Annotated in this window: 16 protein-coding genes and 1 riboswitch; of the genes, 6 read left to right on the top strand and 10 right to left on the bottom strand. The window is 73.4% G+C overall.

Features of this window, described 5'->3' with window-relative positions:
• The 6 genes from IEY37_RS08995 to IEY37_RS09020 all read left to right on the top strand — a co-directional run bounded on the left by IEY37_RS08995 (nucleotide 1) and on the right by IEY37_RS09020 (nucleotide 7,448).
• A complete protein-coding gene (locus tag IEY37_RS08995) occupies nucleotides 1–897 on the top strand; it encodes a carbohydrate ABC transporter permease (protein ID WP_188941192.1) in 897 nt (298 codons plus the stop codon).
• A gap of 92 nt (nucleotides 898–989) precedes the next feature.
• Nucleotides 990–2,321, top strand: coding sequence for an ABC transporter substrate-binding protein (locus tag IEY37_RS09000; protein ID WP_188941193.1), 1,332 nt, complete (start codon nucleotides 990–992; stop codon nucleotides 2,319–2,321).
• Nucleotides 2,318–3,580, top strand: a complete 1,263-nt coding sequence (locus IEY37_RS09005; RefSeq protein WP_188941194.1) for a hypothetical protein — start codon at nucleotides 2,318–2,320, stop codon at nucleotides 3,578–3,580. Before IEY37_RS09000 ends, IEY37_RS09005 begins: the two co-directional genes overlap by 4 nt.
• A gap of 183 nt (nucleotides 3,581–3,763) precedes the next feature.
• The gene (locus IEY37_RS09010; protein ID WP_188941510.1) at nucleotides 3,764–4,870 is read left to right on the top strand and encodes an enolase C-terminal domain-like protein; all 1,107 of its coding nucleotides are present in this window, start codon (nucleotides 3,764–3,766) and stop codon (nucleotides 4,868–4,870) included.
• Between the two features lie 55 nt (nucleotides 4,871–4,925).
• Complete coding sequence (locus IEY37_RS09015; protein ID WP_188941195.1) at nucleotides 4,926–5,870, top strand: aldo/keto reductase; 945 nt, start codon at nucleotides 4,926–4,928, stop codon at nucleotides 5,868–5,870.
• 75 nt (nucleotides 5,871–5,945) lie between these two features.
• Nucleotides 5,946–7,448, top strand: coding sequence for an aldehyde dehydrogenase (NADP(+)) (locus IEY37_RS09020; protein ID WP_188941196.1), 1,503 nt, complete (start codon nucleotides 5,946–5,948; stop codon nucleotides 7,446–7,448).
• A gap of 93 nt (nucleotides 7,449–7,541) precedes the next feature.
• Here the strand turns inward: IEY37_RS09020 and IEY37_RS09025 are convergent, their stop codons facing one another.
• The 10 genes from IEY37_RS09025 to IEY37_RS09070 form a co-directional block, all read right to left on the bottom strand.
• A complete protein-coding gene (locus IEY37_RS09025) occupies nucleotides 7,542–7,775 on the bottom strand; it encodes a hypothetical protein (protein WP_188941197.1) in 234 nt (77 codons plus the stop codon).
• Nucleotides 7,776–7,792: 17 nt separating this feature from the next.
• Nucleotides 7,793–7,866, bottom strand: a riboswitch (cyclic di-GMP riboswitch).
• A gap of 333 nt (nucleotides 7,867–8,199) precedes the next feature.
• On the bottom strand, nucleotides 8,200–8,415 hold the full coding sequence (locus IEY37_RS09030; protein WP_188941198.1) for a hypothetical protein: 216 nt from the start codon (nucleotides 8,413–8,415) through the stop codon (nucleotides 8,200–8,202).
• 26 nt (nucleotides 8,416–8,441) lie between these two features.
• Nucleotides 8,442–8,924, bottom strand: coding sequence for a MarR family winged helix-turn-helix transcriptional regulator (locus IEY37_RS09035; protein ID WP_188941199.1), 483 nt, complete (start codon nucleotides 8,922–8,924; stop codon nucleotides 8,442–8,444).
• 95 nt (nucleotides 8,925–9,019) lie between these two features.
• The gene (locus IEY37_RS09040; RefSeq protein ID WP_188941200.1) at nucleotides 9,020–10,264 is read right to left on the bottom strand and encodes a metal-dependent hydrolase family protein; all 1,245 of its coding nucleotides are present in this window, start codon (nucleotides 10,262–10,264) and stop codon (nucleotides 9,020–9,022) included.
• Between the two features lie 199 nt (nucleotides 10,265–10,463).
• Entirely contained in the window at nucleotides 10,464–12,044 is a 1,581-nt protein-coding gene (locus IEY37_RS09045) for a hypothetical protein (RefSeq protein WP_188941201.1), read from the bottom strand.
• A gap of 177 nt (nucleotides 12,045–12,221) precedes the next feature.
• The gene (locus IEY37_RS09050; protein WP_188941202.1) at nucleotides 12,222–13,334 is read right to left on the bottom strand and encodes a vWA domain-containing protein; all 1,113 of its coding nucleotides are present in this window, start codon (nucleotides 13,332–13,334) and stop codon (nucleotides 12,222–12,224) included.
• Nucleotides 13,331–14,296, bottom strand: coding sequence for a VWA domain-containing protein (locus IEY37_RS09055; protein ID WP_188941203.1), 966 nt, complete (start codon nucleotides 14,294–14,296; stop codon nucleotides 13,331–13,333). Before IEY37_RS09055 ends, IEY37_RS09050 begins: the two co-directional genes overlap by 4 nt.
• A 34-nt stretch (nucleotides 14,297–14,330) precedes the next feature.
• Nucleotides 14,331–15,215, bottom strand: coding sequence for a DUF58 domain-containing protein (locus tag IEY37_RS09060; RefSeq protein ID WP_188941204.1), 885 nt, complete (start codon nucleotides 15,213–15,215; stop codon nucleotides 14,331–14,333).
• Nucleotides 15,216–15,248: 33 nt separating this feature from the next.
• The gene (locus IEY37_RS09065; RefSeq protein WP_229674212.1) at nucleotides 15,249–16,274 is read right to left on the bottom strand and encodes an AAA family ATPase; all 1,026 of its coding nucleotides are present in this window, start codon (nucleotides 16,272–16,274) and stop codon (nucleotides 15,249–15,251) included.
• A 49-nt stretch (nucleotides 16,275–16,323) separates the two neighbouring features.
• Nucleotides 16,324–17,310, bottom strand: a complete 987-nt coding sequence (locus tag IEY37_RS09070) for a S1C family serine protease (protein WP_229674213.1) — start codon at nucleotides 17,308–17,310, stop codon at nucleotides 16,324–16,326.
• Nucleotides 17,311–17,540 lie beyond the last annotated feature (230 nt).

The raw sequence follows: 17,540 nt of genomic DNA on the forward strand, positions 1-17,540 counted from the left end.
ATGACCTCGCTCCCACTGACCCGATCCGGGGTCCAGGCGCAGCGCTCCGCGGGTGGTCGGGTGCCGGTGCGCGCGAATCCCTGGCCGGGCCGGCTGTCCCGCGTGGCCCGCCTGTACGGACCGCTTGCGCTGTACGGGCTGTTCACCCTCATCCCGTTCTACTGGATGCTGGTGTTCGCCTTCCGGCCGGCCGGGTCGGACCGTCCGGTGCCGTGGCCGCTGTCGTTCGCCAACTTTGACACCGTCTGGAACGGCGTCGGTTTCTCGACGTTCTTCCTGAACAGCGTGCTGGTGGCGGTGTCGGTCATGATCGCCACCACGTTCGTCGCAGTTGCCGCCGGCTACGCCCTGGCCAGGTTCCGGTTCCGCGGCAAGGGCGTGTTCGTCCTGGTGCTGCTGTGCACGCAGTTCGTGCCGGGCGCGATGCTGCTGATCCCGCTGTTCGTGATCTTCAAGCAGATCGCCCTGATCAACAACCTGGGCAGCCTGATCGTCATCGACACGGTGTTCCAGATCCCGCTCGCCGCGATGCTGATGAGCACCTTCATCCGCGGCATCCCGTTCGAGCTGGAGGAAGCGGCCATGCTCGACGGCTGCTCGCGGTTGCAGGCGTTCCGGGCGACGATCCTGCCGCTGATGCAGCCGGCACTGGTGGCCGTCGGGTCGTTCGCCTTCATCGGCGCCTGGAACAACTTCCTCTTCGCGCTGATGTTCATCAGCCGGCAGGACCGGTTCACCATCCCCGTCGGGCTCAGCTACACGCTCGGCCAGTACAACATCGACTTCGGCGCCCTGGCCGCCGGTGGGGTGGTCGCCGCCGTCCCCGTGGTGGCCGTCTTCGCCGTCGTGCAGCGGTACCTCGTCCAGGGTCTGAGTGCGGGCGCCGTCAAGGGCTGAGCCCGGCCGACGTTGCAGCACCACCACCGTCACCCGTCCGGACACCATTCCGGCGTCCGCCCGAACCACCGACGTTCTCACCGAGGAGAGCCATGCCCCGATCCCTCCGATCCACCGCCACGCGCGTCGTGTCCGCGGCACTGGTGGCCGCCACCGCACTGACGCTGTCCGGCTGCGGTGGGTCGTCGTCCGGCAGCAGCAGCAACGGGGTCACCACGATCTCGTTCTGGGACAACAACGGCGGTCCGACCCGGACGCCGTACTACCAGGAGCTGATCAAGCGGTTCGAGGCCGCCAACCCGTCCATCAAGGTCGACTACCTGGGCCTGCCCGCGGACTCGGTGCAGCAGAAGTACGACACGGCCATCGCCGGGGGTGGCACGCCGGACATCGGCGGGGTGCAGCAGTCCTACGTGGCCGGGCTCATCGCCCGCAACGCCCTCGAGCCGATCGACGACGTGGCGGACTCCGCCACGCTCAAGGGGAACATCGACCCCAAGGTCCTCGACACGATCCGGTCGACCGCGTCCGACAAGAAGCTCTACATGCTGCCGGTCTCGGTGAACCTCGACATCCTCTGGTACCGGTCCGACGAGTTCGCCGCCAAGAAGCTCACCCCGCCGAACACCTGGGACGACTTCTTCACCGCCGCACAGGCACTCACCGACCCGGCCGCGAACACCTTCGGGTTCAGCATCCGCGGAGGAGCCGGCGGCACCCAGGCGCTGCTGAGCATCATGTACGCCTACTCGGGCGTGCAGACGTCCTTCGATTCCTCCGGCAAGTCGACGATCAACGACCCGAAGAACGTCGAGGCCATCGAGAAGATCGCCGCGCTCTACGGCAAGGAGACCTCCAAGGCCGACGTCACCAACGGCTACAAGGAGATGTCCGCCGAGTTCGACGGTGGCACGGCAGCCATGATGGTGCACAACCTCGGGTCCTACGCCGACCACCAGAAGAACCTGGGCGCCGGCAAGTTCGCCGCCGAGGCCATGCCCGCCGCGCCGGACGGCACCCGGACCCTGGTCGCGAACGCGCCCGACGGGTTCGCCGTGTTCCAGGCCAGCCAGCACAAGGCCGAGGCCAAGAAGTTCCTCGAGTTCATGCTGTCCAAGGACAGCAACAGTTACTGGAACCAGAACGTCGGCCAGCTGCCGAGCAACCTTCAGGCGCAGAAGGACGCCTGGGTGCAGGCCAACCCCGCGCTCAAGGTCGGCCAGACCACGCTGGCCGCGAGCACGACGCACATCGTCGACGTCCCGCGGTACCTGCCGCAGTACGGCTCCATCGTGGAGTCGCAGATGGGTCCGAAGTGGCAGCAGGTGCTGCTCGGCAAGCTGTCCGCCAAGGACTTCGCCGACCAGTGGGCCGATCTGACCACCAAGGCGCAGGCCGACTGGGTCGCCAAGCACCCCGGGTGACCGTGCACCCCGACGTCCCGAGTGACCCCGGCCGGTCGGCAGCCGACCGGCCGGGGTCACCGGACCCTGCCCGGGGAGCCGGCGTCATCGACCTGCTCGGGTACGCCTACCCGTGGGACCTGGAGCCCGGCGGTGGCGCGTCCCCGCTGGTCGACTGGTTCGGGCTGCACCGGGTCGCGGTGGCCGCCGCCTACCACTCGGTGCGCGCCGCGACTCCGCGCCACCAGCGGCGCCGGTTCGTCGAGGCGCCGCACTCGGCGGTGTACTTCGGGCTGCGTCCCGAGGTCTGGCGGGGGCGTCGACTGGTTCCGTCCCCCGCGGAGTGGATGGCGGCCGACGCCTTCTCGACCGCGTGCCGCGCGGTCAGGGCGGGCGGCGCCCGCCCGCTCGCCTGGGTGGTGCTCACCCACAACAGCCGGCTCGGCGCCGCGCATCCGGACCTCACCGTCCGGAACGCGTTCGGCGACCGTTACCGGCACGCCCTCTGCCCCGCTCGACCCGAGGTCGTCGAGTACGCCGCCACCCTCGCATCGGAGGCGGTGCTGGCCGGACCCGCGGACGGCGTCGTCCTGGAGGCGGCGGCTGCGCTCGGCGTCCAGCATGGAGCGGCGCACGACAAGATGGGACTCGCGCCGTCGCGCACCGACCAGCTGTCGGTGTGCTTCTGCCCGGCCTGCGACACCGCCTACCGGACAGCCGGACTCGAGCCGGACGAGCTGGCCGGCAGCATCGCTCGCGCGGTCCGGGACGACGTGGACGCCGCCCTGGAAGAGCTGTGGGGAACCGACGCGGCCGCGGCGGTCCTCGACGCCCGCCAGGACGCGGCCCGCAGGCTGATCGCCGCGGTGGTCGACGCGGTCCGCGACGTGCGCCCCGACGCGGAGACCGTCGCGCACACCAGCAGCCGGACGGCCGACTGGTCGGCGAGCGGCCTGACGCCGGCAGCGGCCGATGCCACGGACCGCACCGCGTGCTGGCTCCGCGACGGCAGCACTCCCGGCACGGCCGAGGAGACCTCGACCGCTCGGGCCTGGATCGTCGAGCACACGCACGCCGCCTGGCGGGATCCCGCGACCGCCGACCGGCTGGTCGCCGACGTGGCGGCGTCCGGGGTGCGCGAGCTGCAGCTGTACCACCTCGGCCTGCTCCGCCGGGACACCGTGGACACGGTCACGCACGCGATCCGGGCCGCCCGGCGGACCGGATCGGTGGCTCCACCTCCGGTGGTACCGACCGACGACCGTGCCGTCCCCGCATGAGCAGTACCGGCACGCGATGCCGTGGCCGGTCGCCGGCGAGCGACACAGCGACACAGGACTGCAGCGACCAGGACTGCAGCGACACAGCGATGCAGTCACACAGCGACGACGAGGAGAGATGACACCGTGCAGGCACAGATAGCCACCGTGACCGTCCGCGTGTTCGAGACCCTGGCCTGGACGATGGTCGACAGCGACGGCCACGCGCATCCCGGGCCGGAGCGCACGACGGCGCAGGCGCTGGTCGAGATCACCGACACGGACGGCTGTACCGGCTACTGCCTGGCCCAGCCGGCGGACGCGGTGCGACAGGAGCTGATCGACCACTACGTGCGACCGATCCTGGTCGGCAGGGACGCCTTCGACCGGGAGTGGCTGTGGCAGCGGCTCGCCCGGGAGCAGCGAGGCAGCATGGGCGCGTTGCTCGACCGCACGCTCAGCGCGGTCGAGCAGGCCCTGTGGGACCTGGCCGGCCGCAAGCTCGATGTCCCGGTCTGGAAGCTGCTCGGCGGCGCCCGCTCGGCCGTCCCGGCGTACGGCAGCACGATGTGCGGCGACGAGATCGAGGGCGGCCTGCGCACTCCCGAGGACTACGGCACCTTCGCGGTGCAGCTCCTCGAGCAGGGGTACCGGGCGATCAAGCTGCACACCTGGATGCCGCCGGTGTCCTTCGCGCCCGACCCCAGGATGGACGCCAAGGCCTGCGCCGCCGTCCGGGACGCGGTCGGACCGGACGTCCCGCTGATGCTCGACGCGAACCACTGGTACACCCGCATGGAGGCGCTGTACCTCGGGAAGGCGCTGCAGGAACTCGACTTCACCTGGTACGAGGAGCCGATGGACGAGGCGTCCATGCAGTCCTACCGATGGCTGGCCGACCAGCTCGACATCCCGGTCATCGGCCCGGAGACCGCGTTCGGAAAGTACGCGGTCCGCGCCGAGTGGATCATGGCCGGTGCCTGCGACATCGTCCGGGCCGGCGTGAACACCGGCGCCGGCATCACCCCGACGATGAAATCCATCCATGTCGCCGAGGCGTTCGGCATGGAGTGCGAGATCCACGGTGGTGGGTCGGGCAACCTCGCGCTGCTCGGCGCCATGGCCAACGGGCGCTGGTACGAGCGCGGTCTGCTGCACCCGCACTTCGACTACGACCGCGTGCCGCCGCACCTGCACTCCATCGTCGACCCGCTCGACGCCGACGGCTGCGTGGCGATGACGGACCGGCCCGGGCTGGGCGACGACTACGACTTCGACCACATCGCGGCCCACACCGTGGCGACGTGGTGACGGCCGCCCGGCGCGGTGGCGCGCAGCTCGGCACCGACCCCGGTGCGGCGCCCCGGTGATCCGCCTCGGCACCTCGGACCTCGAGGTCTCTCCGCTGTGCCTGGGCGGGACCGTCCTGGGTTGGACCGCGGACGAGCAGCGGTCGACGGCTGTGCTGGACGCCTACACCGAGGCGGGCGGCAACTTCCTCGACACCGCCGACATGTACTCGTCCTGGGTGCCCGGCCACTCCGGCGGCGAATCCGAGGAGACGATCGGCCGCTGGATGCAGCTGCGGGGCAACCGTGACGGCCTCGTCGTGGCCACCAAGGTCGGAAAGATGCCGGGGCTGCAGGGGACGTCGTCGTCGGTCACGGCGCGGGCGGTCGAGGATTCGTTGCGCCGCCTGCGGACCGACCGCATCGACCTGTACTACGTCCACTTCGACGACACCGCGGTGCCCGTGGAGGAGACCCTGTCGGGCCTGGACACGCTGGTGCGGCAGGGCAAGGTGCGGTACGTCGGCGCGTCCAACTTCACGGCGGACCGGTTGGCCGAGTCGCTGGCGGCGAGCGACCGGAACGGCTGGGTGCGGTACGTGGCCGTGCAGCAGGAGTACAACCTGCTGCACCGCACCGAGTTCGAGTCGGGCATGGCCTCCGTCCTGGCCGAGCACGGGTTGTCGAACGTGCCGCACACCGCGCTGGCGAAGGGCTTCCTCACCGGCAAGTACCGGCCGGGCCTGACGGTGGACAGCCATCGCGCGGCGGACAACGAGAGCCGTCTCGACGCACGCGGTCTGGCGGTGCTGGCCGCCCTGGACCGGATCGCCGACGCGCACCGGACCACCGTGGCCGCCGTCGCACTGGCCTGGCTCGCCGCGCAGCCCAGCACGGCGAGTCCGATCGCCAGCGCGCGGCGGGTCGAGCAACTCGCCGACCTGCTGCCGGTGGCGGAGCTCCGCCTGACCGGGACGGAACTCGAGTCGCTGTCCGCGGCCGGGTCCGTCCCGGCCCGCTGACGGGATGGGCGCCACGCCGCCGGCGCCCACCCGTCAGGACCGACCCACCAGTACCGAACGAGAAGGAGCCAGGCCATGACCGCCGTCGTGGAACAGGTGGTGCGGGCCGTCGACCCGCGGACGGGGCAGGAGATCGGCGACCCGGTCGCCGTCAGCACCCCGGAACAGGTGGACGCAGCGGTACGCGCTGCGGCCGACGCGGGCGACCGATGGGCCGGGACGCCCGCTGGCGACCGCGCCGCCGTCCTGGAGGCGGTGGCCGCCGCACTGGACGCCGCCCGCGACCAGCTCGTCGAACTCGCCGACCGCGAGACCGCGCTCGGCGCCGCCCGGCTCGGCGGGGAGGTGGCCCGGACCACCGGTCAGCTACGGATGTTCGCCGGTCTGCTGCGCGAGGGTGCCTTCCTGGACGCCGTCGTCACACCCGCGGACCCGGTCACCGGCACGCCCGATCTGCGCCGGATCCGGATCCCGATCGGAGTGGTCGGCGTCTGGGCGGCCAGCAACTTCCCGTTCGCCTTCTCCGTGGCCGGTGGGGACACCGCCTCCGCGCTCGCCGCCGGCTGCGGCGTGGTGGTCAAGACGCACGAGGCGCACCCTGCCACCTCGGTCGCCAGCGCGGACGTGGTCCGGCGGGCACTGGCCGCAGCGGGCGCGCCGGAGGACCTGCTGTGCGTCGTCCACGGCCGCGACGCCGGCCTCGAGTTGATCGACCACCCGCTGCTGCGAGCCGGTGGGTTCACCGGATCGCAGCAGGGCGGGCGGGCGCTGGCGGACCGGGCCGCCGCCCGACCGGACCCGATTCCGTTCCACGGGGAGCTGGGCAGCGTCAATCCGGTGTTCGTGACCCGGGCCGCGGCACAGGCCCGCGCCGGCGAGATCGCCGACGGGTACGTCGCTTCGCTGACACTCGGGGCCGGGCAGTTCTGCACGAACCCGGGCGTGCTGGTGGTCCCCGACGACGACGCCCTGCTGTCGGCGCTCGCCGATGCGGTCGCACGGTCCGCGGGTGTGCCCATGCTGACGCCGCGGATGGCGCGGACCTACGCGGAGACGGTCCGGGCGCGCGGCGGCCTCACCGCGGTGGCGACCGGGCGTCCCGGCGCGGGCCCGCAGGCGCCGGCGCCGGTGGCCTGGACGGTGACGGTGGACAGGTACCTGTCCGAACCGTCGCTCGGTGAGGAGGTGTTCGGTCCGGCCGGTCTGGTGGTGACCTACCGCGACGACGCCGACCTGGCCGCCGTGGCGCGGGGGATGGCGGGCGCCCTGACCGCCACGGTGCACGCCGAACCCGGGGACCGCGAGCTGGTGGCCGGTCTCGTGCCGACGCTGCAGCGGCGGGCCGGCCGGTTGATCTACAACGGTTGGCCCACCGGGGTTGCCGTGGCCTGGGCGCAGCAGCATGGTGGCCCGTGGCCGGCGACGACGGCGCCGCACTGGACCTCGGTCGGCGGCCGGGCCATCGACCGGTGGCTGGTGCCGGTCGCGTTCCAGGGTTTCCCCGACCACCTGCTTCCCGTCGAACTGGCGCAGGACAACCCGCTCGGGGTGCCGCGGACGGTGCAACCAGGGTCCTGACGGCCGGGCCCACCAGCCACATCGCTGCTGCCACGGGCCCGTCCCGACCACCGCGGCGACCGGTGGTGCTCCCGGTCGCCGCGGTTCGACCGGTCAGGAGTCGGCGGGGTCCTCGGGCGCCTCCGGCGCCGTCGGAGCGGATGGATCGGTCGGAGTGGACGGGGCGGCGGGAGCGGCGAGCGTGTCCTGAGCACCGGACGGCGACGCCCCGGCCGCGCCGAGAGCGCTGCGGGCGGCGTGGGACGCCCCGGCAGCGGCCTGCGTCGCGGCGAGGATGCCGCCGGCGGTGGTCACTGCCAGGGCGACGGCGGCCAGTCGGATCTTCATGGATGGTGCTCCTCTGCTTCGGTGGCCCGGCTGACCCGTGGGGTTCCGTGGCTTGCGTCCCCGACTCGCGTCGGGTTTGCCGTTTCGGTGTCGGCCCCGAGTTGCCGATGCGTCGATCGGCAGTGGCATCTCTCCAACAGCCCAACCGGACCTTCGACAGTCCCGTAGAAGAAGACGCAGCGAAGGCTGTCCGCCGAAAGTCACCGCGACGGCCGCCGGCCGGATTTCCTGCGGGTACCGGACCGGAGGAGCGGCACGGCTGGACGGAACCGTGCACGGCCTCGGTTCGCAACGGAGCCCGACGGCCCGATGACCACCTCCGCCCATCGCCTCCGAGACCGCCTCGGACGACCGTGGACCGTCGGTGACCGGACCGCTCCGCCTCACCGGTGAACGGCGCCGGGCCGGGGTCGACAGCTGGAAGTCAGTCGCTGAGCCGGACCCACAGGAACATCAGGATCAGGAACGTCACGAAGATCGGCGTCACGATCACCCAGATCCACGGGATGTCGACGTGCTCGACGAGCTTGAGCAACAGCGCGGCCGCCAGGAGGACGAGGAAGAAGACCGCGGCGAAGACGAGGGCGAAGCGCCGCTGGTTGCGCGGGATGGATCCCGATCGGTGTTCGGGTGCGGGCATGGCACAACTCCTGGGACGGTGCCGGACTAGTTGCGCCCGGGGCTGGCGGGTGAGAGGTCGGTGGCGGCCGCGATCACGCGGGTCAGTGCGGTGTGCAGGCCGGCCAGCTCCTCCGTCGACATGCCGAGCCGTTCCGCGACCGCTGCCGGGATGCGCAGTGCTTCGTCGCGCAGCGTGCGCCCGGGCTCGGTCAGATCGACGGCCAGGAACCGCTCGTCCTGCGGATCCCGGCCACGACGGACCAGCCCGGCGGACTCCAGTCGCTTGAGCAGCGGCGACAGCGTGCCGGGATCGAGTTGGAGCAACCCGCTGAGCGCCTTGACCGAGAGCGGCGCCCGCTCCCACAGTGCCAGCATGACGAGGTATTGCGGGTGGGTCAGCCCGAGCGGTTCGAGCACCGGGCGGTAGAGCGCCACGACGTTGCGCGCCGCGACGACCAGTGCGAAGCAGACCTGGCGGTCCAGCGCCAGCGGGTCGGATCCGTCCGGCCGGTCGACCGCGTCCGCCATACAGTTAGCGTACCAATCATTGGCGTACACGGACGCTCTTGCGGGTGAGGGTCACAGCACCGACCCACGGGTGCGGTGGCCGGCACCCCGGCGGCTCAGGCCGGGACGGTGCCGTCGTCCAGCCTGGACACCCGGACCTCGCCGCCCACCAGGACCAGCCGCAGGTGGGTGTCCGGGTCGGCGAGGACGGCGGGATCGGCCAGCGGGTCGCCGCTGACGGCCACGAGATCGGCCGTCATCCCGACCTCGACCCGGCCCACCCGGTCCGCGATGCCGAGCAGCTCCGCGGCCACCGTGGTGGCGCTGCGCAAGGTCTCGAGCGGCGTCTCGACCGCTGCGCGCAACGAGAATTCGTCGCTCTGGTGCACCTGCATGGCCCCGAGCAGGTCGGTACCGAAGGCCACCCGGACGCCGGCGCGGCGGGCCAGTCGGAGGGCGGCGAGACCGGCGTCGTAGAGGTCGCCCAGCTTCGCGAGACTGCCGGCCGGCAGCCCGGCCGCGGTGCCCTCGCGGCCCAGCCAGTAGTAGGTGGCCAGCGTGGGGACCAGGTACGCGTCGTGGTCGACGAGCGCCTGCGCCGCCGCGTCGTCGAGGTGGTTGCCGTGCTCGAAACTGCGGACGCCCAGCGCCGCACCGCGCTGCATCGAGGCGGCGGTGTACGCATGGGCCGCGACGTAGATGCCGCCGCGATGCGCCTCCTCCACGGCAGCGGCGATCTCGGCGTCGGAGTACTGGTCCTGCTCGAGGACATCCGACGGGGAGGCGACCCCGCCGGACAGCATGATCTTGATGTGCGACGCCCCGCGGCGGCGCTCCTCGCGCACCGCCGTGCGGACGGCATCGACCCCGTCGGCCACCCGGCCGATCCCGCCCGCCGCGGCGCAGCCGCAGTCGTCGCCACGGCCCCGGCTGTCGCCGTGACCGCCGGTCTGGCTCAACGCCTTGCCGCCGAAGTGCAGGAACGGGCCGTCGAACAGGCGGTCCTGTCCGGCCTGCGCCAGGCCCCAGTCGGCGCCGCCGACGTCGCGGACGCGGGTGAACCCGCGGTGCAGCATGGCCGTGAGGTTCGCGGCCGCGGCGATGCCGGTGTACCCCGCCGTCCAGGACGACATCGACGCCAGGTCGGCGGTCCAGGCCGCGGCGTGCACGTGGCAGTCGATCAGTCCGGGGACCAGGTGGGCACCGTCGAGCCGCAGGTGCCGGGCCCCGGCCGGAGCGGCTTCCGCCCCGATCGAGGCAATGCGGCCGTCCTGCACGACGACCGAGGTGGGGGCGGACACCGCCCCGGTGGCGACGTCGACGACCCGGCAGTCGTCCAGGACCAGCGCGGCCGTGGTCATCGGCGGTCTCCTCTCGGCGGTGCGGGCGGCGGGAGGTGCGTCGTCGTCCCGCGGCGGGTCCGTCCCGTCGTCGCATCCGGAGCTCTCGCTCCGGACCGCGGTCGACCCGGGTTCGGCGGACCGGTGGACCATGATCCTCCCGCCGCCGCGCGCTCGACCCGGCGGGTGTGCGGCACGGTCGGCGGCAGCGCCGCGGCCCTCACCGGTTCGGCTGCACCAGATCCAGACTGCCGACGGTCTGCACGGACACCGCGTTCAACTGCTCCCACGCCAGGGTCGCGCGGACCTGGTCGGCATGCATGTGCTCGTGGACGAGCCAGATGCGACCGCCGGGATGCCGCAGTGCCCGGGTGCGTGCGGCATTCAGCGTCGCATCGATGGTCTCCGGGGTCGTGTCGGAGGCGAGCAGGATGTCGGGCTGGTCCGGGAAGACGGCGACGAAGCCCTGCAGATTGTCGGCGGACGGCGCCGTCACGGGCCGGCCGATCGGCCAGTAATAGGCGAAACCCCAGTTGCTGGCGGAGTTGACGACCACGACGTCGCCGGGCCGGCGGAGGGCGAGGATGTCCTGCACCGGTGTCCGGACGTCCTCGTGCGGCAGCGGATGGCCGTGGACCAGGTGCCGCACGCCGACGGTGAAGAACGCGATCGCGACGGTCGCGCAGACCAGCGCGGCCTGCACCCGCCAGCGGGAGAGCGCCAGGCACGCCCCGGCGACACCGACGGCGGCGGTGACGGCCAGCGCGGTGAGCGCGAAGTGCGACGTGCGCAGGTTGAACAGCGGGTACTGCCGGACCGCGCCCAGCACCAGCAGCTCGACCAGCAGGACCGGTACCACCAGGGCGACGTCGGGCCGGCCCAGCCTGACCACCGTCAGCACGCCGAGGGAGACCAGCAGCACCGTCAGCACGACCGGGCCGGTCCCGAGGTCGGCGTCGAGCGCGGCGATGCCGTGCGCGACGAACCGCCACACCGCCGCCGGACCCCGCGACAGCGGCAGGTAGTTGCCCGACCAGTAGTCGGTGAGGCCCTGCGGCATGCCAGGGCGGTAGAGCAGGACGAACACTGCGAGCAGCGGCACCGCGGCGCCGGCACCGACCGCGGCCGTCCGTGCCGCGTCGGCCCAGCGGCGGGCCACCAGCTGGGTCAGCCCGATGCTGGCCAGGACGGCGCCCAGGACGAACACCGCCACCGCGCTGAACAGGAAGCCGACCACCGCTGTCACCGCGAGCGGGAGCAGGGCACGCCACGGCGGGTGGCGGCTGTCCCGGCCGACCCGGGTGGTCAGGCCGAGCAGCAGCACGGTGACGAAGGCGTCGGCGGTGTACTGCTTGAGGTCGTCCCGGTACAGCGCCGAGGGCAGCAGCAACGCCGCCACTCCGGTCAGCACGCCGGCGATCCGCGCCGCGAGCAGCCGCGGCCACGGCAGGGTGCGCCCGTACCAGTACGCGGCGGCCACGGTCGCGGCGGCGAACAGCAGCGGCACGAGCCGCAGCCGCTCCGGGCCACCGACGACCACCAGCCGCAACAGCAACGACCAGCCGACCGGCGTCGACGCGGTGATGCGCGGCAGTTCCGACAGCGGGAGCCGGGTCGAGATGGCGACCCAGGCCTCGTCCGTCCAGAACGGCGCGGTGAGCAGGTACGGCACGTCGTGGACCACGAACGTCAGCAGGGTGAGCACCGACGCCAGCGCGGCGTCCACCGCCGTCGGCCGCCGCACCACGGATCGGACGCGATCGGCCCAGGTCTCCCGGGCAGGCCGAGCGAGCACCGCCACCGCAGCACCCCCAGCCCCGCACGCGCCGGCGCCGACCCGGTGCGGTCGCCGATCACCGCGGGATGGTGCCAGGGGGACGGAGCGCCCGACGTGAGGTCATCGGACGTGTCGCCGGGTCGCGCTGCCCCGAACCCGCCCAGGCACCGGCCCGAGTGTCGCGGTCAGGACACCCGTGGGTCAGCGCCTCGCGCCGGCCCGGGTGGGCGTCGACACCGGCCGCGTCCGCACCCGTCCCCACCACAGCGACAGCGCCAGCGCGACGGCGAGCAGCAGGCCGCCCGCCCCGGCGAACCACGACGCCACGTCGACCTGGCGGTGGGCGACCGTCACGTGGTGGGGGAGGTCGGCGAGGGCGCCGCTGAGCTGGTCGGCGTTCTCGGCCCGGTAGTACCGGCCGCCGGTCACGTCCGCGACCTGCTGCAGTGCCGGCTCGTCGATCACCAAGGGGTTGCGGCCGCCGCCGAACCCGCCGCCGCCGTAGCCGCCGCCCCCGTAACCGCCGCCTCCGTAGCCACCCCCGCCGCCGGCGTAGCCCTCCACCTGTGCCCCGGTGCACGCCATGCGGGTGGGGCTGGTGGTGCCGAACCCGATCGTGAAGACACGCAGGCCGCGGGCGGCCGCCTCGTCCGCGGCGGTGGCCGGTGCCACGCCCTGCGTGTTGGCGCCGTCGGTGAGCACGACGACGACGTCCGCGGCGTAGCCCTGGCGCGGGGTCGCCGCGACGTCCACGCCGGTCGGTGCGACGGCGGGATCCACGGCGGCGATGGCGTCGATCGAGGTGAGGATGGCGGCGCCGATGGCGGTGCCACGGGCGACGGAGAGCTTCTCGATCGCGTCGACCAACCGGTCGGTGTCCGTGGTCGGCGGGACCTGCAGGCCCGCCACGCCCGCGAAGGCGACGAGTCCGATGCGGGCGCCGCCCGACTGGGACCGGATGAAGTCGATCGCGGCCCGCTCCGCGACGGTGATCCGGTTCGGGTCCACGTCCGTCGCGCACATGGACGCCGACACGTCCAGCGCCAGCAGGATGGTCGTCGAGTTGGCCGCCACCGGGACGGTGGCCTGCGGACGGGCGGCCCCGACGCCGAGCGTGAGCAGGCCGAGCACCAGCAGCACGGTGGGGATCAGCCGGCTCCACCGGGTGCGGCGGGGCAGCGCGGCCCGCACGGCGGCGATCGAACTGACCCGGACCGCCGCGCGGCGCCGGCGACGACGTGACCACCAGGCCACCGCCAGCAGCAGCGGGACCAGGAGCAGGGACAGCAGCGCCCACGGCCAGGAGAACGTCATACCAGTCTCCCGGTCCGGGCGACGGTGAGGACCGCGCCGACGCCCAGCAACAGCAGCGCCACGGCGGTGAAGGCGCCGGCCAGCGGCACGTCCTCGTCGGCCACGGTGAGCCGCAGGTCGATCGTCGACGCCACGCCGTCCAGCTGCGCGGCGTCCGCTGCCGGGTGGTAGCTGCCGCCGGTGGTCGTCGCGATCGTGGTCAGCGCTTCCTGGTCGAGCGCCGTGTGCACCTGGTAGCCGCCGACCTCGACGGTGGTGCCGGCCGTGGTCCCCACCCCGACGGTCTCGATGTGGATGCCGGCGTTCTGCGCTGCCGTCGCGGCGGCGACGGTCGCGTCCGCGGCGGCGGCGTCGCCCTGACCACCGCCGTCGGAGAACACCACGATCGTCGCCGACGGCCAGAAGCCGAGGTCGGGGACGGTGCCGTCCCGGGACAGCGCCACGGTCCGGCCGGTGATGGCCGACAGCGAGGCCAGGATGGCCGCGGTCAGCGAGGTGCCGCCGGCCACCCGCAGGTTGTCGACCGCGGCGACGGCGGTCGCCCGGTCCGGGCCGGGCAGCGACGTCGCCAGTGCGCCCTGGTCGAACCCGACGACGCCGATGTCGACGGTGGCCGGCTGGGCGTCGATGAACCGGCGCGCGGCGTCCTGCGCCGCGGCCAGCCGGGTGGGCGCGACGTCGGTGGCGCCCATGCTGTTGGACACGTCCATCGCGAGGATGACCGTGCCCGCCTGCCGCCCGACGGGCAGCGACGCGAGCGGCCCGGCGAGTGCGACGGCCAGCACGGCGACGCCCGCGACGGTGAACCAGCGCCCCGGCTGGCGCCGGCGGCCACCGGGCAGGGCCACGCCGGCGGCGGCCAGCGCGGCCGATCGACGCCGCGCCGACACGACGACGGCGGCCACCAGGACGGCCACCGCGAGGATCCCCGGTACCAGCAGCAGCGGCGACGACAGGCTCACCGATGCCACCGTCCCCGGTCGGGCACGACGGAGCTCATGCGCGGCTCCGCTGCGTCGTGGCCACGATGCGCAGCAACGCCTCCACCAGGTCGGTGCGGGTGTCGACCCGGTGCAGCGGCACGCCGGCGCGCCGCATGCCGGCCAGCAGGGCGGCGTCGCGAGCGTCGACGCCCTCGGCGAAGCGCGCGCGGAACAGCGGGTCGGCGGAATCGACCAGCACCGACTCGCCGGTCTCGGCGTCCTCGACGACGACGAGGCCGACCTCCGGCAGGGTGTCGTCGGCGTCGTCGGCCACCCGCAGCGCGACGACCTCGTTGCGGTGGGTCAGCCGCAGCAGCGGCCGCTCCCAGTCGCCGGTGCCCACCCAGTCCGAGACGACCAGCACCAGGCTGCGTCGCGCCAGCGACGCGACGGCCTCCAGCATCGCGGCGAGATCCGTGGTCGCGCCGGCCCCCGCGCCGGGCGCCGTCCGCCCCAGTTCCTGGCCGATGCGCAGCGCCTGTCCGCGGCCGGAGCCGGGCCGGACGATCCGCACCGCGCCGGTGTCGTACAGCACGGCACCGACCCGGTTGCCGTTGCGGCCCAGCAGTCTCGCCAGGACCAGCGCCAGTTCGGCGAGCACGTCGTGCTTCCCGCGACCGGGGACGCCGAGTGCCATGGAGGCGGACCGGTCCAGCACCAGCCACGAGATGAGCTCGCGGTCCTCGGTGAACTCGCGCACCTGCAGCTCGTCCAGCCGGGCGGTGACGTTCCAGTCGATGTGCCGGGCGTCGTCACCGTCGAGGTAGGGGTGCAGCCCGGCGAAGTCCAGGCCGGACCCGCGGCGCGCGGTGCGGTACGCACCCTGCAGCCGCCCGTCGAGCCGTCGCAGGACCCGCCATTCCAGGCGGAGCAACAGGCGGTCGGTGGCCGCGGTCACGGGTCGAGGTCCCGGTGGCTGCACACGGTGTGCTCACCGATCCCGCAGGACGACGTCCGGCACCGGCACGCTGCGCAGCACCCGCACCAGAACGGTGTCGGCGTCCACGCTGTCGGCCAGCGCCTCGTACGAGAGCACGATGCGGTGACGGAGCACGTCCAGCGCCACCTCGTCGAGGTCGTGCGGCAGGACGTAGTCCCGGCCGCGCAGGAACGCCAGCGCCCGGCCGGCCAGCACCAGCGAGATCGACGCGCGCGGGCTGGCGCCGTAGGTCACGTAGCGGTCCAGGTCCGGCTGACCGGCGCGACCGGGGGAGCGGGTGGCGGCCACCAGCCGCACCGAGTAGTCGATGACAGCCGGGTCGACGTACACCCGCTGCACAGCACCCTGCATGGCCGTCAGGGACTCGGGTGTCAGCATGGCCTGCACGGGCGGCGCGGGTTGCAGGGACCGTTCGACGATGGCGTACTCCTCCGGCTGCGCCGGATAGCCCACCAGGACCTTCATCATGAAGCGGTCGACCTGCGCCTCGGGGAGCGGGTAGGTGCCGTCGGACTCGATCGGGTTCTGCGTCGCCATCACCAGGAACGGCTCGGGCACCCGGTGGGTCTCCCGCCCGATGGTGACCTGGCGCTCCTGCATGACCTCGAGCAGGGCGCTCTGCACCTTGGCCGGCGCACGGTTGATCTCGTCGGCGAGCAGCAGGTTGGTGAAGACCGGGCCCAACGACGTCTGGAACTCGCCGGTGGGCTGGTGGTAGATCCGGGTGCCGACCAGGTCGGCGGGGACCAGGTCCGGGGTGAACTGGATGCGGTGGAACTGGCCGCCGATGGCCGCGGCCAGCGACTTGACCGCGAGCGTCTTGGCCAGCCCGGGGACACCCTCGACCAGCAGGTGCCCACCGGCCAGCAGCGCCACCGCCATCCGCTCCAGCAGCAGGTCCTGCCCGACGATCGTCCGCTTGACCTCGAAGAGCACGTGCTCCAACGGGTTCGGGCCGGCGAGACCGGTCGGGCCACCGTTGTAGTAGCGGGCCAGATGCGCCGGGGTGGAGTTCACGGACGTGTCCCTTCTCGGTGCCGGGGTGCGGGCGGGCGGTGCCGGCGGGTCATATCTGCGGACCGCCACCCGGCCCGTCGCCGGACCCCCCGCCGACGGCGGCGGCGATCGGCACCGCGAAACCGATGCCGGCGAAGGCGTCGTCGCCGCCCGGATCGGCGATGGAGACGACCACGCCCACCACCGAACCCTGAGCGTCCAGCAGCGGACCGCCGGAGCTGCCCGGGTTGACCGCGGCGTCGAACTGGATGAGCCCGGAGATCCTTCCGGCGTCGGTCTTCTCGGTCCGGTCCAGGCCGGAGACCACGCCCGCCGTGGTGCTGTCGCGCAGCCCGAGCGGATTGCCGACGGCCACGACGTCGGCGCCGACCCGGACGCCACCGCCGAGGGTGGCCGGGACGACCACCTCCGGCAGCTTCTGCGGGGTCAGCGTGGCGATGTCGCTCGACGGGTCCGTGGTGGCCACGGTGGCCGGCGCCCTGGTGCCGTCGGAGAACACCACGGTCACGGCGCCGCCGCCGGAGACGACGTGGTTGGCGGTCAGGACGGTGCCGGTGGCCGTCACCACCGTCCCGGACCCGAGCGATCCCTTGGACGTGGTGATCAGCACGACGGAGGGCGCGATCCGGGTGTAGACGTCGGCGACCGCCAGCGTGGTCGCCGTCGTCGTCGCCGTGGGGCTGGCGGCGGGCCCGGCCGAGGGCTGCTGCGTCGACGTCGCGCCGGCCCGGAAGCCGAGCACGGCGATGAGCCCCATGGCGACCACGAGGACGGCTGCCAGGGACGCCCAGCGCCAGCGCGCGGAAGTCGGCGGGGGCGTGGTGGGGCTGCTGCCGGTGTCCCTCGCGGGGCCGGCGCCGGTCGCGGCGGGTGCGGGGTCCTCGGGAGGCGGCGCCCGGAAGCCGCGCTGCGGCCCGCCGGGGCGGTCGTCCGGCTCGACCCGGAAGCCGCGGCCGCCACCGGCCGGTCGCACACCGCCGCCCGCGCCGGCGCCGCCGGTCGCGATCGGGGTACGGCTCCGGACGTCCGGCTCCATGCCAGCAGCGTAGAGCGGCTTCCTGAGGGCGGGCTGTGGCCCGCTGTGGGCGCTGGCAGACCGCCCTCAGCAGCCGCCGGCGCACCCCACGATGACCTGCGCCGGCAACAGGTGCGGCTGGGACGCCCAGGTCTGGAAGAAGCTCACGATCGCGTGCCACATGCCGGTCTCCTCGTCAGTGCGTGCCCGCTCCGGCGTGGGAGCCGGGACCGGTCGAGCCTCGCCCCGGT

This window comes from Nakamurella endophytica (assembly GCF_014646215.1).
GTDB classification, from domain to species: domain Bacteria; phylum Actinomycetota; class Actinomycetes; order Mycobacteriales; family Nakamurellaceae; genus Nakamurella; species Nakamurella endophytica.

Excerpts from the sequence above, each read along its gene's own strand:
- IEY37_RS08995 (WP_188941192.1), top strand. The coding sequence starts at position 1 with ATGACCTCGCTCCCACTGACCCGATCCGGGGTCCAGGCGCAGCGCTCC.
- IEY37_RS09000 (WP_188941193.1), top strand. The coding sequence starts at position 990 with ATGCCCCGATCCCTCCGATCCACCGCCACGCGCGTCGTGTCCGCGGCA.
- IEY37_RS09010 (WP_188941510.1), top strand. The coding sequence starts at position 3,764 with ATGGTCGACAGCGACGGCCACGCGCATCCCGGGCCGGAGCGCACGACG.
- IEY37_RS09020 (WP_188941196.1), top strand. The coding sequence starts at position 5,946 with ATGACCGCCGTCGTGGAACAGGTGGTGCGGGCCGTCGACCCGCGGACG.
- IEY37_RS09025 (WP_188941197.1), bottom strand. The coding sequence starts at position 7,775 with ATGAAGATCCGACTGGCCGCCGTCGCCCTGGCAGTGACCACCGCCGGC.
- IEY37_RS09030 (WP_188941198.1), bottom strand. The coding sequence starts at position 8,415 with ATGCCCGCACCCGAACACCGATCGGGATCCATCCCGCGCAACCAGCGG.
- IEY37_RS09035 (WP_188941199.1), bottom strand. The coding sequence starts at position 8,924 with ATGGCGGACGCGGTCGACCGGCCGGACGGATCCGACCCGCTGGCGCTG.
- IEY37_RS09040 (WP_188941200.1), bottom strand. The coding sequence starts at position 10,264 with ATGACCACGGCCGCGCTGGTCCTGGACGACTGCCGGGTCGTCGACGTC.
- IEY37_RS09050 (WP_188941202.1), bottom strand. The coding sequence starts at position 13,334 with ATGACGTTCTCCTGGCCGTGGGCGCTGCTGTCCCTGCTCCTGGTCCCG.
- IEY37_RS09070 (WP_229674213.1), bottom strand. The coding sequence starts at position 17,310 with ATGGAGCCGGACGTCCGGAGCCGTACCCCGATCGCGACCGGCGGCGCC.